This window comes from Nocardia rhamnosiphila NBRC 108938 (assembly GCF_000720425.1).
Classification (GTDB): Bacteria; Actinomycetota; Actinomycetes; order Mycobacteriales; family Mycobacteriaceae; genus Nocardia; species Nocardia rhamnosiphila.
Genome location: NZ_JOAJ01000003.1, coordinates 634811 through 657737 on the forward strand (window position 1 = coordinate 634811; position 22927 = coordinate 657737).

Below are 22927 nucleotides of genomic sequence, written 5' to 3' on the forward strand. Positions count from 1 at the left end.
ACTCGAGCTTCACGCTGCGATACGTGGGCGAAACACAGCCTCCCTACCGTAATTCCTCGTATACGTCGCTGTATACAACGCCGAATACAAGCAAGTCAGCGGGCTGACCTTTCCTGAGTGGAGGCCGAACGGTCATGAATGCAGCCAGAACCGAAGCACCCGGACAACCCAGGAAAGGTGCGGTATCCCGCGGCACCCACAACCGTCGGCAGCGCCGGCGCGCACGGAATTTCCTCGCGCTGCCGGCCGCGGTATGCGCGACCGCGCTGGCGGTCACCGCCTGCGGTAGCTCCGCCTCCGATCAGGCCGGCGCGAGCGCGACCTCCTGTGTCGACACCGCGGGCCCGGATATCAAGGTCGGCTCACTGAACTCGCTGTCGGGGACCATGGCGATCTCCGAGGTCACCGTGCGGGATTCGATCAGGCTCGCCGTCGACGAGATCAATGCCGCCGGCGGCGTACTGGGTAAGCAGATCCAGCTGGTCGGCGAGGACGGCGCCTCCGAGCCCACGGTGTTCGCGGAGAAAGCGGAGAAGCTGATCAGCAGCGACTGCGTGGCCGCGGTATTCGGCGGCTGGACCTCGTCGAGCCGCAAGGCCATGCTGCCGGTGTTCGAGGACCGCAACGCGCTGCTGTACTACCCGGTCCAGTACGAGGGCCTGGAATCGTCGGAGAACATCTTCTACACCGGCGCCACCACCAACCAGCAGATCGTGCCCGCCCTGGACTATCTGAAGGGCCGCGGCGTGAAATCGCTCTACCTGGTCGGTAGCGACTACGTCTTCCCGCAGACCGCCAACCGCATCATCAAGGCCTACGCCGAGGCCAACGGTATCGAGATCAAGGGCGAGGACTACACCCCGCTGGGCTCCACCGATTTCTCCACCATCGTCAACAAGGTCCGCTCGGCCGACGCCGACGCCGTGTTCAACACCCTCAACGGCGACTCCAATGTCGCGTTCTTCCGCGAGTACAAGAACGTCGGCCTGACCGCGCAGGATATGCCGGTGGTCTCGGTGTCCATCGCCGAGGAGGAGGTCGGCGGTATCGGGGTGCAGAACATCGCCGGCCAGCTGACCGCCTGGAACTACTACCAAACCGTCGACAACCCGCAGAACACCGCGTTCGTCAAGGCGTACAAGGCGAAATACGGCGCGAACAAGCCGACCTCCGATCCCATGGAGGCCGCCTACGTCTCGGTGTACCTGTGGAAGAACACCGTGGAGAAGGCGCAGTCCTTCGCGGTCCCCGATGTGCAGCAGGCCGCGGGCGGGGTCACGTTCGAAGGGCCCGAGGGGCTGGTGACCATCGACGGCGAGAACAACCACATCACCAAAACCGCCCGGATCGGCGAGATCCGCCCCGACGGCCTGATCTACAGCGTGTGGGATTCCGGCGCGGCCGTCGAGCCGGATCCGTACCTGGCGGGCTACTCGTGGGCCGAGGGACTCGGGGGCTGATCTCGTGGAAGCACTGGTCGGGCAGCTGTTCACCGGCTTGAGCCTGGGTTCCATCCTGCTGCTGGCGGCCCTGGGGCTGTCGCTGACCTTCGGTCAGATGGGCGTGATCAATATGGCCCACGGCGCGTTCATCATGGCCGGCTCCTACACCGCCTACACGGTGCAGGAGTACCTGGTCGCCAACGCCGAGGTCTCGCTGATCGTCTCGCTGCTCATCGGATTCGGAGTCGGCGGTCTCATGGGTGTCGCCCTCGAGGTGACGCTGATCAAGCGGATGTACGACAGACCACTGGACACCCTGCTGGTGACCTTCGGCGTCGGTTTGATCCTGCAGCAGGCGGCCCGGGACATCTTCGGCGCGCCCGCGGTCCGCGTGGTGACTCCGGAATGGCTCGGTGGCGGGGTGGAGATCCTGGGCGCGGTGGTGCCCAAGACGCGGATCTTCATCATGCTGCTCGCGGTGCTGTGCGTGACGGCTGTCGCGGTGACGATGAAGTACACCGCGATGGGCCGGCGCATCCGGGCCGTGGTGCAGCATCGGGATCTCGCCGAAACCAGCGGGATCTCCAGCCGCGGCACCGATATCACGACGTTCTTCATCGGGTCCGGGCTGGCCGGGGTGGCGGGTGTGGCGCTGACCCTGATCGGCTCCACCAGTTCCAATACCGGCACCACCTATCTGGTGGACGCCTTCCTGGTGGTCGTCATCGGCGGGCTCGGGCAGATCCGCGGCGCGGTGCTGGCCGCGGTGGCGCTCGGACTGTTGAACTCGTTCATCGAATACAGCACCACGGCCTCGGTCGCGAAGGTGATCGTATTCGTCGTCATCGTGGTCTTCCTGCAGGTCCGCCCGCAAGGACTGTTCACGATCCGGTCGAGGAGTCTGGTATGAGGGAATTCCTGACCACCCGCTGGAAGGTCTATTCGGGCTTCGCGATCGCCGCCGTACTGCTGTTCGCGGTGGCGCCCGCGGTGCTCTCGGACTTCCGGCTCAACCTGCTCGGCAAGTTCCTGTGCTTCGGCATCGTCGCGGTGGGTATCGGATTGGCGTGGGGCCGGGGCGGCATGCTCACCCTCGGGCAGGGTGTGTTCTTCGGCCTCGGCGCCTACATCATGGCAATGCATCTCAAGATCTCCGACGCCCAGTTGCGCGGGGACGAGGTCCCGGACTTCATGCAGATCGCCGGTATTCGTGAACTGCCCGGCTATTGGGTCCCGTTCGCGTCGCCGGTCCTGACGATTCTGGGGATTGTGATCGTGCCGCCGCTGGTGGCGGTGCTGCTCGGGCTGGGCGTGTTCAAACGCAAGGTCAAGGGCGCCTATTTCGCGATCCTGTCGCAGGCGCTGGCCGCGGCCTTCGCCATCCTGCTGGTGGGTCAGCAGTCCACCGGCGGTAGTAACGGCCTCAACCGGTTCCGCAGTTTCTTCGGGCTGGCCCTCAACGATCCGGTGAACCGGCGGCTGCTGTTCTTCATCGCGGCCGCCACCCTGCTGGTGATCGTCGCGGCGACCCGGCAGCTGATGTACAGCCGGTACGGCGAACTGCTGGTCGCGGTGCGCGATCAGGAGGAGCGCGTGCGCTTCCTCGGCTACGACCCGGCCAATGTGAAGGTGGTCGCCTATGCGGTGGCGGCGCTGTTCGCCGGTATCGCCGGCGCGCTGTTCGTGCCGATCGTCGGGATCATCTCCCCCGCCGATATCGGGATCGTGCCCTCCATCGCGTTCCTGACCGGTGTCGCCATCGGCGGACGCACCACCCTGCTCGGCCCGGTGCTCGGCGCGATCGCGGTGGCCTGGGCACAGACCGGCCTGTCGGAGAACTTCCCCTCCGGCTGGGTGTACGCGCAGGGCGTCCTGTTCATCGTCGTGGTCGGTTTCTTCCCGGCCGGTCTGGCGGGCCTGGTGACCCTGCTGCGGCGGCAACGCCGTACCGGCGAGAAAGAGGATCCGCCGCCCACCCGGACGCCGGACCCCACACCCGCTACCCCGGTAGGAGTGTCGTCATGACCGAGGCAACCACCGTGAAAGCCCCGGTGACCGGCGGTAACGCCGGTATGCACAGCGACTACCTCGAGGTGCGCGGGCTGAGTGTCGAATTCGACGGGTTCAAGGCCGTGTCGAATGTGGACCTGACCCTCTTCCAGGGTGATCTGCGGTTCCTCATCGGCCCCAACGGCGCCGGGAAGACGACCATGATCGATGCGATCACCGGCTTGGTCCCGGCGACCGGTTCGGTGCAGAAATCCGGGGTCGAACTGCTGGGCAAGAAAGTCCACCAGATCGCCCGGCTGGGTGTGGGCCGCACCTTCCAGACCGCGAGCGTGTTCGAGGAACTGTCGGTACTGCAGAACCTCGATATCGCCGCGGGCGCGGGACGATCGCTGTGGACCATGCTGCGGCGCCGGCCGGCCGCGGTCTCCGATTCGATCGAACAAGCCCTGGAGACCATCGGACTCACCGCGCTGCGCGACAAACCCGCCGGGACGCTGGCCCACGGCCAGAAACAGTGGCTCGAGATCGGCATGCTGCTCGTCCAGGACGCCTCGGTGCTGCTGCTTGACGAACCGGTCGCCGGGATGAGCCAGGAGGAGCGGGAAGAGACCGGGAACCTGTTGCGCCGCATCGGCGGTGAACGCACGGTCGTGGTGGTCGAACACGATATGGACTTCATGCGCAGTTTCGCCACCTCGGTGACGGTGCTGGCCCGCGGCGCGGTCCTCGCCGAGGGAACGGTGGCCGAGGTACAGGCGGATCCGGCCGTACAGGAGGCGTATCTGGGGACCGCGGCGGCCGCCGACGAGAACGAAGGGTGACCGCGATGCTGGAACTCGTCGATGTCCACGCCGGTTACGGCCGCACCGAGGTGGTGCACGGGGCCGGTATCGAGGTCCCGGCCGACGGCGTGGCCGCGATCATGGGCCACAACGGTGCCGGGAAAACCACCCTGCTGCGCGCGGCGGTCGGCCTGGTGCGCACCCACCGCGGCACCATCCGTTTCGACGGGTCCGATATCACCGGGCTGCGGCCCAGCGCCCGGGTCAAGCGCGGGTTGGCCTATGTCCCGCAGGGGCAGCAGTGCTTCGGCCACCTCACCACCGCCGAAAACTTGCGGGTGGTGGCCGACGGCCGCAAACGCGGCCGGGCACTGATCGACGAACAGCTGGATCTGTTCCCCGCGCTGAAGGAACTGCTCGACCGCCGGGCCGGGCTGCTCTCCGGCGGGCAGCGCCAGCAGCTGGCGATCGCGCGGGCACTGATCACCGAACCGCGCATGCTCATCCTCGACGAACCCACCGAGGGCATCCAGCCGTCGGTGGTCGCCGAGATCGAGAACACCATCACCGAACTGGTGACCCGCGGCGGGCTCGGGGTGCTGCTGGTGGAACAGCACATCGGTTTCGCGCTGCGGGCCGCGAGCCGGTACTACGTGATGGAGAGCGGCCGGGTCACCTCGACCGGGGAGGGCGGTGCCGGGGCGGTGGAAACCGTTCGCGCCGCCATGACTCTTTAGGCTGCGCGTCGTGACGGAACCACGAGGTAAACGCGAATCACGCAGCGACGCTGTGTACAAGTCGCTGCGCGACGAACTCATGTCCGGTGCGCTGGGCCCGGAGGAGCGGCTCGGCGAGGAGCGGCTGGCCGAACGCTACGGTGTCTCGCGGACCCCGGTCCGCGAGGCGCTGGCCCGGTTGCAGGCCGACGGTCTGGTGGAACGCCACGACGCCGGACTGTTCCCCTACCGGCCGCGCCTGGACACCCTGGGCGACTACTACGAGCTGCGGATCACCCTGGAGGTCCAGGGCATCGCCCGCGTCCTCGACGATCCGGAGCTCGGCCACGACCGGGCCGTCCTCGGACCCGAGATCGACCGCTGGCGGGCCTTCCGCACCACGCCCCCGGACCCGGACGCCGGTTTCGTGGCCGCCGACGAGCAGTTCCACACCGTCCTGCTCGACTCCTCCGGCAACCACGCCCTCACCGACGCCCTGAAAACGGTGAACGCCCGGATTCGCCCCGTCCGGATGTTCGACTACCTGACCCCCGACCGCATGCTCGCGACCATCGAGGAACACATCGCCATCGGCGAGGCCGTCCTCGACCGTGATCTCACCGGCGCCCGCGAGCAGCTCCTCGCCCATATCGACCAGTCCCGCCGCGTGGTGGCCGACCGCGCCGGTCAGGTGCTCCAGCTGACCCGCATGGCCCGCGCGACCAAGACCTGAAATTCCCGGCTACTCCGGTAGCCGCACTGTCCACGCCGAGAGGATCGACCGTGACCGAGACCGCCCCGCAGTTGTATACACCGCTGCATACGCCGCTGCCCGAATGCCTGCTGGTCGCCAACCGCGGTGAGATCGCCTGTCGCATCCTGCGTACCGCCCGGCGGCTGGGCATCGAAACGGTCGCGGTGTTCTCCGATGCCGACGAGGGTTCGCGGCATGTGCGGATGGCCGATCGCGCGGTCCGGCTCGGCCCGGCCCCGGCCGCCGAGTCGTATCTGCGCGCGGACGCGGTGATCGAGGCGGCGCTGTCCACCGGCGCCACCGCCGTCCACCCCGGCTACGGATTCCTCTCCGAGAACGCGGATTTCGCGGCGGAGGTGGAGGCCGCGGGTATCGCGTTCGTCGGGCCGGCCGCCGAGCATCTGCGACTCTTCGGGGACAAACACAGTGCCCGCCGGGCCGCCGCGGCGGCGGGTGTTCCGCTGGTCGCGGGGAGCGGTCTGCTCACCGGGCTCGACGAAGCGCTCGCGGAGGCCGAGCGGATCGGCTACCCGGTGATGCTCAAGGCGGCCGGAGGCGGCGGCGGTATCGGAATGGCCGCATGCGCGGGACCCGGCGAACTCACCGACGCCTACCAGCGGGTGATCCGACTGGCGCAGAACAACTTCGGTTCCTCCGCGGTGTATCTGGAGCGGTTCGTCGCCCGGGCGCGCCACGTGGAGGTGCAGATCTTCGGCGACGGCCGCGGTCGCGCCGTATCCCTGGGCACCCGCGACTGCAGTCTGCAGCGGCGCAACCAGAAGGTCATCGAGGAGGCGCCCGCCCCCGGGCTCCCCTACACCGTGAGCGAGCAACTCCTCGAATCGAGCCGGAAACTGCTCGGTGACGTCGGTTATCGTTCCGCCGGGACGGTCGAGTTCATCTACGACGTCGACCGCGGAGAGGCCGCGTTCCTCGAGGTGAACACGCGGTTGCAGGTGGAGCATCCGGTCACCGAGGCCGTCACCGGCGTGGACCTCGTCGAGTGGATGCTGCGCCTGGCCGGTGGCGATTCCGCGTTCCTCGACGAGATCCCCGATTCCGGCCCGCCGATCACCGGATACGCGGTGGAGGCCCGCGTCTATGCCGAGGACCCCGGTAACGATTACCGTCCCGGCGCGGGCACCCTCACCGGCGTCGAGACCCCCACCGCGGCGGCCCGGGTGGAGACCTGGGTCGACACCGGTACCGAGATCAGCCCCTACTACGACCCGCTGATCGCCAAGATCATCACCTCCGGGGAGAGCCGGCCCGAGGCCCTGCACCGCCTGCGCGCCGCGCTCGACGAGACCCGTATGTTCGGTATCACCACCAACCTGCCCCAGCTGCGCGCCGCCGCCACCAGTTCCCCCATGCTCGACGCCCGGCACACCACCGCGACCCTCGGCAGTCTGGCCACCATCCGTCCCCGCCTGGAGATCCTGCGTGCCGGTGTCTCCACCACCATCCAGGACTTTCCCGGCCGCCTGGGACTCTGGAGCGTCGGTATCCCGCCGTCGGGCGCCTTCGACGATCTGTCCTTCCAGCTCGCCAACCACGCCGTCGGGAACTCGCTGGGCGAGAACGGCCTGGAGGCCACGCTGCTGGGTCCGCGGATCCGCTGCACCGACACCACCGTGATCTGTGTGACCGGGGCCGACGCCCCCGTGACCGTGGACGATCGGCCGGTCCCCATGTGGGAGCCGGTCACCGTCCCCGCCGGTTCGGTCCTCGATATCGGCGCGCCCCACGACACCGGCTTGCGCACCTATCTCGCCGTCCGCGGCGGCATCCTCGCCCCCGACTATCACGGCAGCGCCGCGACCTTCACCCTCGGCGGGTTCGGCGGTATCACCGGCCGCGCCGTCGCCACCGGCGATATCCTCGGCCTCAAACCGGACGCGGGCGGCCTGCTGGAGCCCACGCCCATCCCGGCGGGCGAACGCCCCGAATTCGGTCACACCTGGTATGTCGGTGTCGGCGAGGGGCCCCAGCCCGCACCCGACTACTTCACCCCCGCCGATATCGACCGGTTCTACGACGCCACCTGGCAGGTGCAGGCCCACGCCAACCGCACCGGTCTGCGCCTGGCCGGCCCGAAACCGACCTGGTCGCGTACCGACGGCGGCGACGCCGGCCTGCACCCCTCGAACCTGCACGACTGCCCGTACAGCGTCGGCGCGCTCAATCTCTCCGGCGACACCCCGATCCTGCTCGGCCCCGACGGTCCCAGCCTGGGCGGTTTCGCCTGCCCGCTCACCGTGATCTCCGCGCACCGCTGGAAACTCGGCCAGATGCGCCCCGGTGACCGGGTGCGTTTCGTACCGGTCGCCGACGACCGCACCGGTGCGTTCCGCTCCGCATCGGCCCTGCGCGGCCGTGGCCGTCCCACCCCCGAACTCCTCGGGTCCCGGGAGCGGGACAACGGCGTCCTGGGCCGCCGCGACGCCGGAAGCGGCACCCCAGAGGTGAAATACCTGCGCGGTGGCGACGACAATGTGCTGATCGAGTACGGCCCGAGGGAACTCGATCTGGGTCTGCGGATGCGCGTACACGCCCTGAGCGAACGCCTCGAACAGGCGTCCATCCCCGGCCTGATCGATATCACCCCAGGAGTGCGCTCCCTGCACCTGCACTTCGACCCCGATGTCATCGATCAGCGCACCGTGATCCGGCTGCTCGGTGAGCTCGAGGACGATATCCCCGATACCGCCGCGCTGCGGGTGCCGAGCCGGCATATCGAACTGCCGCTGTCGTTCGACGACCCCACCATCGGGCAGGCCATCGAACGCTACGGTCGCGGTGTCCGCGCCGAAGCTCCCTGGTTGCCGTCCAATATCGAGTTCATCCGCCGGATCAACGGGCTGGACGGTATCGACGAGGTGCGCGATATCGTCTTCGCCGCCCAGTACATGGTGCTCGGTCTCGGCGATGTCTACCTCGGCGCGCCGCTGGCCGTCCCGCTCGATCCCCGCCACCGCCTGGTGACCACCAAATACAACCCCGCCCGCACCTGGACCCCGTCCGACGCGGTCGGCATCGGCGGCAAGTACCTCTGCGTCTACGGGATGGAATCCCCCGGCGGCTACCAGCTCGTCGGCCGCACCGTCCCGATCTGGTCCGGTTACCGCCAGCGGGCGCCCTTCGAGTCCGGGAAGCCGTGGCTTTTCCGGTTCTTCGACCGGATCAGCTGGTATCCGGTCGCGGCCGCGGAACTGCTGGACCTGCGCGCCGATATGGCGGCGGGCCGTTACGAGATGCGCACGAGCGTCGGTGAATTCGCCATGGCCGACCATCTGGAGTTCCTGCGGGACAACGCGACCGAGATCGCCGCCACCGAGGAACACCGGCAGGCCGCGTTCACCGCCGAAAGGCAGCGCTGGGAGGCCAGTGGCGAACTGAACGACCGGGCCGATCCCGCCGCCGAGCCCGAACCCGCCGAGGAACTCGACCTGCCCGCGGGCGCCCATATCGTGGCGGCGCCCATGATGGCCAATGTCTGGCGGGTCGAGGTCGCCGCGGGCGAGCACGTCGAGGCCGGCACCACCCTGCTCGTATTGGAAGCCATGAAGATGGAGCTGCCGGTGGTCGCCGAGGTCTCCGGCACCGTGCACACGATCACCGTCGCGGCCGGCGACCAAGTCACTACCGGCGCACCGCTGGTCGCCATCGACACCGAAGGAGCGGCATGACCATGGAGCAACTACCGCTAGCGGAACCCGCGACCGGTACGCCGGTCGGCGTGACCGGCAAAGTCGCTCACGCCTACCGGACCATCCGCGAGCACGATCGCCCCGAAATCTGGATCACCTTGCGCGCCGAGGACGAGGTCGCGGCCGAGGCCGCCGCGCTCGATACCCGGCTCGCGCAGGGCGAGCGGTTACCACTGGCCGGGGTGCTGCTCGCGGTCAAGGACAATATCGACGTCGCCGGTATCCCCACCACCTGCGCCTGCCCGGGTTTCGGCACGACACCGCAGCACACTGCCCCCGCTGTGGCCCGGCTGATCGATCAGGGTGCGCTCGTGCTCGGCAAGACCAATCTCGACCAGTTCGCGACCGGCCTGGTGGGCACCCGCAGCCCGTACGGCGCGGTCCGCAACGCCCTGTTCCCGGACCGTGTCTCCGGCGGCAGCAGCTCCGGCTCGGCCGTCGCGGTCGCACTCGGCATGGTCGACGCGGCGCTGGGCACCGATACCGCGGGGTCGGGCCGGGTACCGGCCGCGCTCAACGGGATCGTGGGTGTCAAACCGACCCTGGGCCTGGTCTCCACCACCGGTGTCGCTCCCGCCTGCCCCGACTACGACGCGGTCACCGTTTTCGCCCGTGATCTGGCCCTCGCCACCGAGGTGAGCGCCGCCATGATCGGCCCCGACCCCGCCGACCCCCGATCACGCGTCTGGCCCGCCGACACCCCCTTGGGCGCGCCCGCCCGGACCACCCTCGCGGTCCCCGCCGACCACAACCTGTCCGCCCTCTCCCCCGCCTACCGTGCCGCGTTCGACGCCACCGTCGCGCGTTGGCGGGCCGGTGGCGGCGAGGTCGCCACGGTCGATATCGGCGAACTGCTCGATGCCGCGAAACTCCTCTACGACGGTGCCATCGTCGCCCAGCGCTACGCCGCGATGGGCGAATTCCTCGCCGGCGAACCGGACGGCGCCGATCCGGTGGTCGCGCGGATCGTCGCGGGCGCGGCGCGGCCCGCCGCCCACGAATACGTCACCGACCTCGGGCGTCTCGCCGTCGCGGCCGCCGCCGCGCGCCGGCTGTTCGCCGAATACCCCGCCCTGCTACTACCCACCACCACCGAGCATCCGACCCTCGCCGCGGTCACCGCCGAACCGGTGGCGATCAACAGCCGGATGGGCACCTTCACCAATTTCTGCAACCTTCTCGACCTGGCCGCGGTCGCGGTCCCGGGCGAGGAGACCGCGACGGGCGACCCGTTCGGCGTCATGCTGATCACCCCGGCGTTCGCCGACCAGGTGGGTATCGAACTGGCCGCCCGGCTGCTGGATACACCCGCCCCGCTGCTCACCGGGACCGGCACCGACCTCCTGGTCGTCGGCGCCCATCTGCGCGGCCTGCCCCTGCATCACCAGCTGGAGCAGGCGAAGGCGCGATTCCTCGGCGAGGTCGTCACCTCGGCGGCGTACCGCATGGTCGCGCTACCCGCCGAACCACCCAAACCCGGCATGCTCCGGGTCGGCACGGACGCCGGCCGGGCGCTGCCCGGCGAACTGTACCGGCTCTCCCCGGCGGCCCTCGGTACCTTCCTGAGCAATCTGCCGGCGCCGATGACGCTGGGAAAGGTGGAACTGGATTCCGGCCGCTGGGTCACCGGCTTCGCCTGCGACTACGAATCCGCCCGCGACGCAATCGATATCACCGAATACGGAGGGTGGCGCAACTATCTGAACACCGGTCGTTGACACTCCCCGCCCGAGACCCCGTGCGGCCCGTCCAACCGCACGGCGCCACCCGGCCGTTCCCGATGAGGGTTGCAGGGCAGCCTGCGAAGCAGGAACGGCCGGGTGGCCTTCGGCCACCCGCGATCCGAAACGAATGCCGTCACCACGCTGCCGGGTCCGATGACCTGCGGCGCTCCGCTCGCCGCACGTAATCCACAGTGCTGGACTACAATTCACGACGAGTGTGACCTGACGAAGCGGGAGGGATTCGTTGTGCCGGAGCGTGCCGTGCCACCGCCGCCGCCCGGTCCGTCTCTTCCGCGCGACCGCCTGCGCGCCACCGCCGTCCGCGAGCGCGCCCCCTTCGGCCGGCAGCCCGCTTCCCGCGTATCGGGCAGCGGTGGATGCACCCCTCGCACCTCGCCGGCCCCATACACCTGCCGCCGGGCTTCCTCCCCGCAGCAACCGATCCGTCGAGCGCGCAAGGTCGCGCCGATCCGGCGCACCCCGCCCGCCCGACCGGGCCGCCCTCGATTATCGACGGCCGGCGGCCCCGCCACCGCGCGGTGCCCCGGCCCGACTTCCCGGTGACGAAAACGGTTCCGCCCCGGCACCGTAGGTAATCACCCGGACCGCCCCGTGATCGTTCCGAGTCGGGAACAGCACACGAAAGTGCGTGCCCTGGGCGCCCGCAGTCGTTGTCGGGCTGCCGCGCGCGGGGACCCTCCGTGATCGGGGCCTTCGACCGCACCATCGATCCGTTTTTGGAGTACGTGACCATGTCGATTCCGTCCACGCGTCCGGCCACCCAGGGGTCGCCGCCGGCAGCCGGTGGCGAGCGCGTGCCGCTCTACGCCCCCGAGTTCGCCGCCGACCCCGCCGCCGCCTATCGAGAGATGCGGCGCCGGTACGGCGCGCTGGTTCCGGTGGATCTGGCCCCGGACGTTCCCGCGACGCTCGTCATCGGATATCGCCACGCACTGCGCATCCTGCACGACCCCGACCACTTTCCGGCCGACCCCCGCCGTTGGCAGGAAACCGTGCCACCGGATTCCCCCCTGCTACCGATGATGGAGTACCGGCCCAATGCCCTGCGTTCGGCCGGTGAGGAGCATCTCCGCCTGCGCTCCCCCATCGTCGCCGGCCTGGAGGCGGTGGATCTGCATCAGCTGCGCGCCACCATCGAGCGGCTGGCGATCCCGTTGATCAACGATTTCTGCGAGACCGGTACGGCGGATCTGCGCACGGAGTACGCGTTTCCGCTGACCTTCGCCACACTGACCGAACTGATGGGCCTGTCGCCGGAAGCCGGACACACCGCGTTCGAGGGTATGGCGGCGATTCTGGACGCCACGTCCGCGGAGAGCGCCGCCGAGGGCAATATGCGTTTCGCCGGGGCTCTGATGGAGGTCGTCGGGCAGAAACGCGCCTGCCCTGCCCACGACGTGACCTCCTCCATGATGCAGCACGAATCCCGGCTCGACGATATGGAGATGGTGCAGCAGGCGGCCCTGGTGTACGCCGCCGGTACCGAGCCGACCACCTCGTTGATCACCACCACCCTGCGGCTCATGCTCATCGACGAACGGTTCGGCAGTCATATGCTCGGCGGTTCACTGTCGACCCGCGATGCCATCGACGAAGTGCTGTTCACCGATCCGCCGCTGCCGAACTTCTGCACCTCCTACCCGCGCCGGCCGATCCTCATCGGGAACACCTGGCTGCCCGCCGATCAGCCGGTGGTGATCGGCATCGCCGCCTGTAACACCGATCCGCGGATCGGTGGCGGCGAACGGATCGGCAACCGTTCCCATCTCGCCTGGGGTCAGGGCAGTCATGCCTGCATGGCCGAGAACATCGCGCGCATCATCGCCGGTGAGGCGGTGGACCAGCTGCTCGACGCCCTGCCGGAGATCGAGCTCGCCATCCCCGCCGAGGACCTCACCTGGCGCCCCGGCCTGTTCCATCGCGCCCTGAGCGAACTCCCCGTGCGGTTCCCCCCCTCCGCTCCCCTGACCCCGACGATGACAGGAGCACCCCGATGACCCAGGAGCAGTCGCAGACCGAACCGCTGGTCCTCGACCCCGCCGGCGCCGATTTCCACACCGAGATCCACCGGATCCGGGCCCGCGGCCGGATGGCCCGGATCGAACTTCCCGGCGGCGTGCCCGCCTGGTCGGTGATCGACACCGAGTTGCTGGAGAAGCTGTTCACCGATCCCCGGGTCTCCAAGGACGCCCACCGGCACTGGCCCGCCATGCACACCGGCGAGATCCCGCAGGATTGGGTGATGTGGCCGTGGGTCGCCGTATCCAATCTGCTCACCTCCTACGGTGACGACCACCGGCGGTTGCGGAAACTGGTGGCTCCGGCGTTCACCCACCGCCGGACCCAGTCCCTGCGCCCCCGGATCGAGGCGATCACCGCCGAGCTGCTCGACGATATCGCCACCACCCCGGCCGATCGCCCCGTCGACCTGCGGGACCGTTTCGCCTGCGCTCTCCCGATCCGGGTGATCGGCGAACTGATGGGTGTGCCCGCCGAATTGTCCGCTGCCCTGCGCACCTACGCCGGCGGCACCCTCGACACCACCCTCACCCCCGAGCAGGCCCAGGCCAATTTCGCCGGCCTCTACACCACCCTGCACGAACTGCTGGACTACAAGCGCCGCAACCCCGGTGACGATCTCACCACCGTCCTCATGACAACCCACGACGAGGACGGTTCGAAACTCGGCGAGCAGGAACTGGGCGACACCCTGCTGCTCATCATCGTCGCCGGGCACGAAACCACCGCCAATCTCCTCGATCACGCCGTCTATGCCCTGCTCACCCATCCGGAGCACCGCACCGCCGCGTTCGACGGGCAGCTCGACTGGTCCGAGATCATCGAGGAGACCCTGCGCTGGGAACCCCCGATCGCCCATATGCCGATGCGTTTCGCCCTGGCGGACATCGACCTGCCCGACGGCTACCGCATCACCGAGGGCGAGGCCATCCTGGCCGGGCTGGCCGGCGCCGGCCGCGACCCGCGGGTCCATCCCGACCACCCCGACACCTTCGACCCGACCCGGCAGACCAAGGACCACATGGCCTTCGGCCACGGCGTTCACCACTGTCTCGGCGCCCCGCTGGCCCGCCTCGAGGCCGCGGTTGCGCTGCCTGCCCTGTTCGCGCGCTTCCCGGAGATGCGCCTGGCCGCCGACCCCGTCACCCTCGGCAACGTCCCGAGCCTGGTCACCAACGGACACCGCACCCTCCCGGTGGTGGTCTGAGAGCCCCGATCCCGCACTTAGGATTGACTAACCTAAGACTGGTCGCTAGCGTTTCGCATTACCCGAGTGGGTTCCGCCCTGCGTCCACCCACCCGGGCAGCGCCGGCGGACGAGGTACGCGACTCCGCGAACACCGCCCCCGTCGCATCGCTTCGCAGGTTGGTCTTAGAAGGGGCCGTCATGTCCAAATTCATCAGAATCGCCGCTGTCTGTATTCTCACCGCGCTCATGGGATTCGGCCTGGCGCAGCCCGCGTCGGCCGATTTCTCCATCCGGGCCTCCCAGGCTTCGGATCTCTACGTCCGTGACGAGGTCCCGAGCCTGGCGCAGATCGAGAAGCAGTTCGCCGCGTTCTGGAACCCGAATATCGGCATGGACCCCAAAATCGAGGTGAGCTTCAACGGCCCCTCGGCCCGGCCCGCCCTCGAACGGGTCATGGAATCCAGCAAGACCATGGATTTCTTCTCCATCCAGGGTCGCGCCATCGCCCCGGTCAATGTCTCCGGTAATACCATGTCGGTCACCGTGCACGGCGTCATGGCCGGTTTCCCCGCGCAGAGCACCCTCTACCACTACATCCGCGAGGGCGGCCTGTGGAAGTTCGATTGGAAGGCCACCTGCCAGGAAATGCAGTGCCAGGGTGACCCCTCCTTCGGCTACTGAGCCAGGACACACCGGCCGGAGCGGCCCCGGAGCATTCGACCCGGTGTCGCTCCGCCCGGGTGTGCACGTATTTCCGAAACCACCTCCGGGTCTTCATCCCCCGTCGGTATCCGGCACCAGTCACCAGGAATCCCTATGATCAGCGTTCGTGGCGTTTCCAAACGCTTCGGTGAGAAACTCGCCGTAGACGACGTCACCTTCGAGGCCGAGCCGGGCTCGATAACCTATTTGCTCGGGCCGAACGGTGCCGGCAAAACCACAGTCATGCGCATGATCGCCGGCCTGGCCCGCACCAGTTCCGGCACGATCTCGGTGAACGGCAGCGGTTTACGCGAATTCCGCAGCACCCTCACCGAAATCGGTTTCGGCCTCGGTGCATTCGCCCGGAATCCCGGCCACACGGCCGAACAACATCTCCGCTGGCAGGCAAAACTCGGCGGCCTCCCCACCTCGAATATCACCCCGGCCCTGGACCGAGTCGGTCTCGACGGGGTCACGAAACGCCCTGTCGGCAAATTCTCCTACGGCATGCTGCAACGCCTGGGCATCGCGTCCGCCCTGCTCGGCGACCCGAAAACCCTGGTCCTCGACGAACCGGCCAACGGCCTGGACATCGAAGGCATCATCTGGCTGCGCGAACTACTCCTCGGCCTGGCCGCCGAAGGCACATGCCTGCTCGTGGCCTCCCACAACCTCACCGAAGTAGAGATCACCGGCACCCGCGTGGTCATCATGGGCAAGGGCAGAGTCCTGTCCGATACGAGTAAGGACGAACTGGTGACGGCAGGGTCCGGCCCACGCCCCCTGGAATCGGCCTACATCGAAATCACCCAGGACAGCGTCGAATACGCCGCCACCGGAGGTGCCCGGTGATCGCCACCTCTCTCGTGCGGGCCGTCCGCAGCGAACTCGCGAAACTCTCCTGGCGCAGCCCGATCTGGTACGCCATAGTCCCTCTCGCCGTCGTGATCCCGCTGGGCCTCAATTTCGGTATCGCCAAGGCCACCGAATCCAATGCCCTCAACGGCGCCGGCGGTATGGACACCAACAATGCCGCCTACTGGATTCTCGTGTTCTCGTCCTTCATCCTCATGGCGGGCGGGGGGTCCTCGCTGTGCGCGGAATTCAAGGACAACACGATCGAAACGGTTTTCGGCATCCAAACCCGCCGCTGGATTCTTCCGGTCGCCAAACTCATCGTCTTCGGCGTGATCGCCGCGGTCACCGCCGCCGTCGTCACGTTCCTGGTCCTGTGGGCATTCCCGCAGTTGTTCCCGGAGATCTGGGGCCGGGTCGAAGTGTTCTCCGGTGACGGAGTCCAGCTGCTGATCGGAGTCCCGGTCTACACACTGCTGATCTCCGCGCTCGGGTTGGGAGTGGCGGCGTTGGTCCCCAAGCCGGGGCTGGTGGTCATGATCGTGCTGCTGTGGAAGTTCGGGGTGGAGGTGTTCGTGACCTTCGTCCCGGGGGATTTCGGTGTGACCCTGCAACAGCTGTCGCCGTTCAAGAACGGGGAGCTGGGGGTAGGGCAGCTGGCGACCATCGAGAGCATGTTCGGCGGGCAGAACGGGTCGCTGATCTACTTCGCGGTGGTCTGCGTGGCGATCTTCGCAATCGGTACGGTCCGGCTGTCCGTCACGGACACCAAGGGCTACTGACCGACCGCCGATACGTCGACGGTCGATTCTCGTGGTAATCCCCTGCCATCGACTCGGCCGGGGTATTTTCCTGTTCGCCGACGGCCGTCGGTCGCCACCTCGGGCACCGCCCCGCATACCGAAACCCCGAGTAGCGTCGAGTTGTGGCCGGCGCCCACGGATCGAAGTAGTTGCGCTTCCGTGTGTTCATCGACCGATGCGTTCGCGGGCAGCGCGTCGGGCCGTGGGGTCGGCGCCGAGTCGCTCGTCACGGTGTCCGATTGGTTCGAGGCCGAGGCTGTGCCCGGTTCGATGAAGCCGCGACCTTTCGCTGCCGCCTCGACGCCGGCCAAAACGGTTGGGATTGTGCTCCGCAGCGGGGTTGACAGTCGGATCGCTCACCGATAGAGTCTGTCGCCTCATGGGTACTTTGTTGTTCTTCCTGTAATCACACCCCCGACGCGTCGAGCGCCACTCATCAGCGAGTGCGCCTCCGCGTTCTTCACCCACAGCGCCCTCCGGTCTCGTCCGGCTGTTCGGGCGTGTGGGTTCTTGTGATCCCGGCCGTGCGCCGAGAACAGGAGGAATTCATGCTTACCGCTGCTCAAATCACCCTTTCCGACACCAGCAAACGCTACGGCGACCGCACCGTCCTGGACCGCGTCTCACTCTCGATCCGGCCCGGCGAAACGGTCGGTGTCGTCGGCGACAACGGGTCCGGTAAGTCGACCTTATTGCGGCTGCTCGCCGGGCAGGAACTACCGGACAATGGCGAAGTCCGCGTTTCGGCGCCCGGCGGGATCGGTTACCTTCCACAGTCACTCGAGCTGCCGGGTGCCGCGACAGTCGCCGAGGCAATCGATCTGGCGCTGACCGATATCCGCGAACTGGAAACCCGATTACGCAGTGCGGAAATAGAACTGGGCGCCGACGGGCCGATGGAACCGGCGCTGGGCCGCTACGCGGAATTGCTGGCGCGGTTCGAGGCGCGCGGCGGCTACCAAGCCGATCAGCGTGTCGATACCGCGCTGGCCGGTCTCGGGCTGCCGGGCCTCGCGCGGGACCGCACGCTGGGCACATTGTCGGGCGGGCAGCGGTCCAGACTCGCACTGGCGGCCACACTCGCGGCCGCGCCGGAACTGCTGCTGCTCGACGAACCCACCAACGATCTCGACGATGCGGCGGTGGACTGGCTCGAGCGGTATCTACGCGGCCACCGCGGCACCATCGTCGCGGTGACGCACGATCGAGTGTTCCTCGAACGGATCACGAACGTTGTGCTCGAGGTCGCGGACGGCCGCGTCGCCCGGTTCGGCGACGGATACGGCGGGTACCTGCGCGCCAAGGCGGCGCAGCGGCAGCGGATGGCCGAGGAACACCAGCGATGGACGCAGGAACTGGCGCGCAACCGGCGGCTGGCGGCATCGAATGTGGCGCGGCTGGATGCCATTCCGCGCAAGCTTCCGCTGGCGGTTTTCGCGGCCGGGCCCTTCCGGGCGCGCGGCCGCGATCACGGGGCCCGCGCGCGGATCCGCAGCGCCAAGGAACGCCTCGAGCGGCTCACCGGTAACCCGGTGGCCGCACCGCCCGAACTGTTGGCCTTCTCACCGGAGCTGAATGCCCACCCGCCGGTTGCGGGCGGGCCGGTCGCCGAAACGGCCGGCGTGCGGGTGTCCGGTCGGCTCGAGGCGGGCGAGATCAGCCTGGCAGCCGGTGAACGTCTGCTGGTCACCGGCCCGAACGGCGCCGGCAAGACCACGCTGCTGCGGTTGCTGGCCGGGGAGCTGGAGCCCGACAGTGGTTCGATACGAGTCCATGGCCGCGTGGGCTACCTACGACAGGAGGAGGTTCGGTGGCCTGCCGAGATAACCGTGCTGCAGGCCTTCGCCTACGACCGCCCGTGGCATCCGCAGGAGTATGCCGACGAACTGCTGCGAATGGGCTTGTTCCGGCCGGACGACCTGGGTCTTCGTGTCGGTGATCTCTCCTACGGACAGCGCCGGCGCATCGAGCTGGCCCGCCTGGTCAGCGATCCGGTGGACCTGTTGCTGCTCGACGAACCGACCAACCATCTCTCCCCGGTACTGGTGGAGCAACTCGAGCAGGCATTGACCGCTTATCGGGGCGCGGTGGTGATGGTGACCCACGATCGACGGATTCGCGAGCGCTTCCGGGGCACCCGGCTCGAGATCCACGACGGGGTGTGCTCGTATCCGAGCACGGCGGCGGCGCGGACCGCATGACCTGTGCGGCGGCTCGGTAACAGTCTGCCGAGCCGCCGCGTCCAACCGCCGCAGGCCGGATAGAACAATTCGTCGCCACCACGGACGTGGCGGCCCTACCGCTCAGGATCGGCTGACCCGTCGAGATCCGGGGTAGCGCGTACGCGACCATGAAACGGTCCCGTTCACCACCGACTTCCCGCGGCAGCCGCTCTGTAATGAGGGCATGACAACAGCGTTGACCGATCGGGAGCCGCTCGGGTCCGGCACCCCGACACGGCGCAAGGGCATCCTCTGGTTCCTCATACTCGCCTTCGCCGGAGCGTGGATTCCGTGGGGGATCGCCGGGGCGGTCGGGTACTCCCTCGACAATCCCGTCGTCCAGCTGCTGACCGGAGCTTTCGTTCCCGCTCTCGCCGCGGTCTGCACCCGGCGGTGGATCACTCGCGAGGGTTTCGCCGATGCCGGTTTGCGCCTGCGGCTCACCCGGCAGTGGCGCTCGTATCTGATCGCCGCGCTGCTCCCGATCGGTGTTCTCGCCCTCGCGCTCGGGCTCGCGCTGGTGCTGGGCATATGGCGTCCCGAGGCCGGAGACTTCGATTCCGGTCATGTGCTGTTCCTGGCGCTGGCGCCGATCATCCCCGTCGTGGCCGCGCCGATCTTCTTCGGTGAGGAATTCGGCTGGACCACCTATCTGCGCGACCGTCTCGTTCCCGGCCGCCCTGTGCTCACCACATTCGCGACGGGCGCGATCTGGGGTGTGTGGCATTGGCCGCTGCCCTGGGTGGGGTATCTGGGTGCGGGCGGTTCCGCCGCCGACGCGTTCGTCGCCATGCTGCTGTGGCTGCCGCTGTCGATCGAACTCGAGTTCGTGATCGGCTGGTTGTGGACGCGCAGTGGTTCGGTGTGGCCGCCGGCCCTGCTGCACGGCGGAAGCAACCTCGTGCTGGCGCTGGGACTGGAACTGTTCGCCGGCACTGCCGACCCCTCCGGCGCCGCCACTACTCTGCTGATGTGCGCAGCATATTCGCCCGTGGTCGCGTGGATCGTCGTAGCGACGAAGCGCGGCGACTCACGGCGCGCGCAACCGGCGACGACGGCAGGAGTCGAACAGTGACCGCGGTGGGGTCCGCACTCCGGACCGGCCCACGTTTCCTCATTTCCCGTTGGCCGTGGTGCGCGCTGCTCTCCGTACTCTGCGGTGGCATCCTCGCGGCGGCCGCGGCGGTCGGCGTCGTGCCGGTAGTACTGCTCGGGCTGACCCGCGATCTGCGGGCCGCTTTGTGGGAGCCGATGCTGCGACTCCAGTGCGCTCGGCTCCGACTCGTCGACCCCGACACCGCTGATCACGCCGCGGCCCGGGTGCGGGCCGCCGCGGCCGAGCGCCGGTTACCCACTGTCCGGCACGCCATCTACCTCGTCGCCACCACTGTGTTCGGCGGTGCGGTGTGCTGCCTGGCAGTGTTCGGTTTCATCCTCGCCGCGCTCCTGCTCGCCGCGCCGCGCCTCGTCCGAAGTGATTACTTCGACCTCGGCCCCTGGGTGGTCGATGAGCCGGCGGAGGCATGGATCTGCACAGGCGTGGGGTTCGTCGCCGCGATCCTGCTGTTGGTACTGCTCAGCGCCTGGTCGGCGCTCGAAGCGATGGTGGCCCGGACGCTGCTGGCCCCCGACGCCGACCGTTGGCGGCGCGAAGCCGTGCGGATCGAGAACTCCCGCTCCGCGCTGCTGGAGGCAGAAGGGTTCGAGCGTGAACTCCTCGAATCCGAACTGCACGACCGTGTCCAGCATCGGCTCGTCGCCCTGTCGATGACCCTGGGCTTGGCCGAATCCCAGGACGCGACCGGACCCACCGGCCGCGTCGCCGCCGAAGCCCACCGACAGGTCGACGAAACCCTGAGCGAACTGCGGGCCGTCCTGCGCGGCTTCTCGCCCCGGGTCCTGACCGAACGCGGATTGGGACCGGCTCTGATCGATCTCGCAGCGGATCTACCACTCGATATCCACATCGACCTCGATGACGCGTCCGGCCCGGGTTACCGGCTACCACCGGCGGTCGAGCATATGTCCTACGTCTTCGCCGCCGAATCCCTCACCAACGTCGCCAGGCACACCGACGCCACCCGAGTCGACCTCCACGGCACCCACACCGGTACACAGTGGGTGGTGAGCATTACCGACAACGGGCCGGGCGGGGCCCACATTGTGGGCGGCCACGGCCTCGACCGCCTACAACGCCGCCTCGCGGCCCTGGACGGACAACTGACGGTGTCCAGCCCACCCGGCGGACCGACAACCATCAGGATGGAGTGCACAGTGTGACAGTCCCACCCGCTCGACTACGGATCGTGCTGGCCGAGGACAGCCCGCTACTGCGCGCCGGGCTGGAGAGCGTGCTCGCCTCGGCCGGGCACGAGGTGAGCGCGGCAGTCGGCGACGCACCGGGCCTCCTCCACGCCTACGCGGCCTATACGCCCGACCTGGTGATCACCGATGTCCGGATGCCGCCGAACGGCACCGACGACGGCCTTCGCGCCGCCGCCGAACTACGCCGCCGCGATCCACGGCTACCGATAGTGGTTCTGTCACAGTACGTTTCCGTCGCCTACTTGGACGACTTACTCGGCGATGATTCGACCGCCGGTGTGGGATACCTACTGAAAGAGCGTGTCGGGCACGTCCGGCAGTTCCTCGACACCATCTCCCGGGTCGCCGCAGGCGAAACGATCGTCGACCCCGAGGTCGTCCGAGCCCTCGTCAAGTCGAGCCGACACCACACTCCCCTGGCCGACCTCACCGCACGCGAACGGGAGGTCCTCGCACTGGTAGCGGAAGGCAAGACGAATTCCGGCATAGCGGAGGTCCTGACAGTTTCGGAAGCCGCAGTGCGCAAACACATCGGCGCCATATTCGCGAAACTTCCCCTGCTCGACGGTGATCGACGAGTTCAGGCGACGCTCATCTACCTACGTTCGCTCGGCCAACCACCGACCCCTTGACCAGCGCTGGGCACTCGATGCCGCTCGCCTCCCGGGGCGCGCCGGTGCCCACGGACCATCGCCCTGTACTGCGGTCGGACCTACAGGTTTGCTGCCTCCCGCAGCCTAATATCAGGGTTTACTCGGGCGAGGCCGCAGCAATCGCCACGACGAGGGACCCAACAGTTACTGCGCGTGGCGCCGCACCACTACGGCGCGACTGGTGCACTCCCCTTGGGGCACGTTCTCGATCTCGGCGTCGACCACGTCGCCCTGCTGCAAAGTCAGCACATCCGATTGCGCGAAGCTGGACATGTGAAACCACGCCAATGAACTATCGGGCCTGGACAGCACCCCGGTCCCGTTGCGGATGTTCCAGCGGTACACGGTGGCCTGTTCCATGGGCCGAACCCTTTCTTCCACTGGCGCCCTCGTCTCGGTACATCCTCACACAGAGATCGGTTAGCCGGCCCGTTCGGATACCACCCGCAGGTCGACAGTTCCGGGAACAACAGCCACCTACCTGTTGTGAGCATGTCAACTCGATGTCCCGTCCGACCGCCGCTCCAATACCCAGGAAACCGGGTTGCGTGCGCATTCCGGCGTCGAATTCATCGTGCGTGACAGGTCGGCCTGCAGCGCTCATAGCGCGCACGACACGCTCTACATCCAACCCAAGTACTGTTTGCTGAAACGTTGCCTTCGGCAGGTGTAGATCGAGGTAGGCGGAACAGAGGCCACATCGGAGATCCCGTAGACGAAGCAGAAACGTCGGGAACGAGATCACGGAGGAGTCTGCGACAACACCTTCGACACCGAAACGATGGCTGAGTGCGGATCCGAAGGGCTGATACTTGAACCAAATCGAATGTTCATTCGAACGTCGTATGAACTTGGACCGGATCGTAGCCGGCCGCGACAAGCCTTGTGCCTGAGATCATTTCAGCAATGTCCACGAACATTCAGCATTACCCCAGCAACCGAGAACGTACCCGAATTCGGGCGTTGCCCGTCAATTTCTCAGGGAGATATGGCACTATCG

General features: G+C 67.9%; 18 protein-coding genes. 17 read left to right on the forward strand and 1 reads right to left on the reverse strand.

Going from position 1 to position 22927, the window contains the following annotated elements; all coding sequences use genetic code 11:
* Positions 1-134: 134 nt before the first annotated feature.
* The 17 genes from urtA to IG75_RS0114900 all read left to right on the forward strand — a co-directional run bounded on the left by urtA (position 135) and on the right by IG75_RS0114900 (position 21906).
* The gene (gene urtA, locus IG75_RS0114820; protein WP_081876876.1) at positions 135-1460 is read left to right on the forward strand and encodes an urea ABC transporter substrate-binding protein; all 1326 of its coding nucleotides are present in this window, start codon (positions 135-137) and stop codon (positions 1458-1460) included.
* Positions 1461-1464: 4 nt separating this feature from the next.
* Positions 1465-2352 carry an urea ABC transporter permease subunit UrtB gene (urtB, locus tag IG75_RS0114825; RefSeq protein ID WP_030521850.1) on the forward strand — a complete coding sequence of 296 codons (888 nt, stop codon included), beginning with the start codon at positions 1465-1467 and terminating at the stop codon, positions 2350-2352.
* Entirely contained in the window at positions 2349-3467 is a 1119-nt protein-coding gene (gene urtC / locus IG75_RS0114830; RefSeq protein ID WP_030521851.1) for an urea ABC transporter permease subunit UrtC, read from the forward strand. Before urtB ends, urtC begins: the two co-directional genes overlap by 4 nt.
* On the forward strand, positions 3464-4273 hold the full coding sequence (gene urtD, locus IG75_RS0114835; protein WP_030521852.1) for an urea ABC transporter ATP-binding protein UrtD: 810 nt from the start codon (positions 3464-3466) through the stop codon (positions 4271-4273). The genes urtC and urtD overlap by 4 nt, the downstream gene beginning before the upstream one ends.
* Positions 4274-4278: 5 nt before the next feature.
* Positions 4279-4971 (forward strand): urea ABC transporter ATP-binding subunit UrtE, encoded by a 693-nt coding sequence (gene urtE / locus IG75_RS0114840; RefSeq protein ID WP_030521853.1) that lies wholly within the window; start codon positions 4279-4281, stop codon positions 4969-4971.
* A 10-nt stretch (positions 4972-4981) separates the two neighbouring features.
* Positions 4982-5683 (forward strand): GntR family transcriptional regulator, encoded by a 702-nt coding sequence (locus IG75_RS0114845; RefSeq protein WP_030521854.1) that lies wholly within the window; start codon positions 4982-4984, stop codon positions 5681-5683.
* A 50-nt stretch (positions 5684-5733) separates the two neighbouring features.
* Entirely contained in the window at positions 5734-9393 is a 3660-nt protein-coding gene (gene uca / locus IG75_RS0114850; protein WP_245713162.1) for an urea carboxylase, read from the forward strand.
* A 2-nt stretch (positions 9394-9395) separates the two neighbouring features.
* On the forward strand, positions 9396-11132 hold the full coding sequence (gene atzF / locus IG75_RS0114855; RefSeq protein WP_373863738.1) for an allophanate hydrolase: 1737 nt from the start codon (positions 9396-9398) through the stop codon (positions 11130-11132).
* Between the two features lie 707 nt (positions 11133-11839).
* Complete coding sequence (locus tag IG75_RS0114860) at positions 11840-13156, forward strand: cytochrome P450 (RefSeq protein WP_245713161.1); 1317 nt, start codon at positions 11840-11842, stop codon at positions 13154-13156.
* Positions 13153-14385 carry a cytochrome P450 family protein gene (locus IG75_RS0114865; protein WP_030521858.1) on the forward strand — a complete coding sequence of 411 codons (1233 nt, stop codon included), beginning with the start codon at positions 13153-13155 and terminating at the stop codon, positions 14383-14385. The genes IG75_RS0114860 and IG75_RS0114865 overlap by 4 nt, the downstream gene beginning before the upstream one ends.
* A gap of 180 nt (positions 14386-14565) precedes the next feature.
* Entirely contained in the window at positions 14566-15048 is a 483-nt protein-coding gene (locus IG75_RS0114870; protein ID WP_030521859.1) for an MTB12 C-terminal domain-containing protein, read from the forward strand.
* A 135-nt stretch (positions 15049-15183) separates the two neighbouring features.
* A complete protein-coding gene (locus tag IG75_RS0114875) occupies positions 15184-15921 on the forward strand; it encodes an ABC transporter ATP-binding protein (protein ID WP_030521860.1) in 738 nt (245 codons plus the stop codon).
* On the forward strand, positions 15918-16706 hold the full coding sequence (locus tag IG75_RS0114880; protein ID WP_247904481.1) for an ABC transporter permease: 789 nt from the start codon (positions 15918-15920) through the stop codon (positions 16704-16706). The genes IG75_RS0114875 and IG75_RS0114880 overlap by 4 nt, the downstream gene beginning before the upstream one ends.
* Positions 16707-17275: 569 nt before the next feature.
* Positions 17276-18928, forward strand: a complete 1653-nt coding sequence (locus IG75_RS0114885; RefSeq protein ID WP_030521862.1) for a TlrC/CarA/OleB/SrmB family ABC-F type ribosomal protection protein — start codon at positions 17276-17278, stop codon at positions 18926-18928.
* 205 nt (positions 18929-19133) lie between these two features.
* The gene (locus tag IG75_RS0114890; protein ID WP_030521863.1) at positions 19134-20024 is read left to right on the forward strand and encodes a CPBP family intramembrane glutamic endopeptidase; all 891 of its coding nucleotides are present in this window, start codon (positions 19134-19136) and stop codon (positions 20022-20024) included.
* Positions 20021-21229, forward strand: coding sequence for a sensor histidine kinase (locus IG75_RS0114895; protein ID WP_030521864.1), 1209 nt, complete (start codon positions 20021-20023; stop codon positions 21227-21229). Before IG75_RS0114890 ends, IG75_RS0114895 begins: the two co-directional genes overlap by 4 nt.
* The gene (locus tag IG75_RS0114900) at positions 21226-21906 is read left to right on the forward strand and encodes a response regulator transcription factor (protein ID WP_081876877.1); all 681 of its coding nucleotides are present in this window, start codon (positions 21226-21228) and stop codon (positions 21904-21906) included. The genes IG75_RS0114895 and IG75_RS0114900 overlap by 4 nt, the downstream gene beginning before the upstream one ends.
* Before the next feature lie 165 nt (positions 21907-22071).
* On the opposite strand, the gene IG75_RS0114905 is transcribed toward IG75_RS0114900, so the two are convergent.
* Entirely contained in the window at positions 22072-22287 is a 216-nt protein-coding gene (locus IG75_RS0114905) for a hypothetical protein (RefSeq protein ID WP_030521866.1), read from the reverse strand.
* Positions 22288-22927 lie beyond the last annotated feature (640 nt).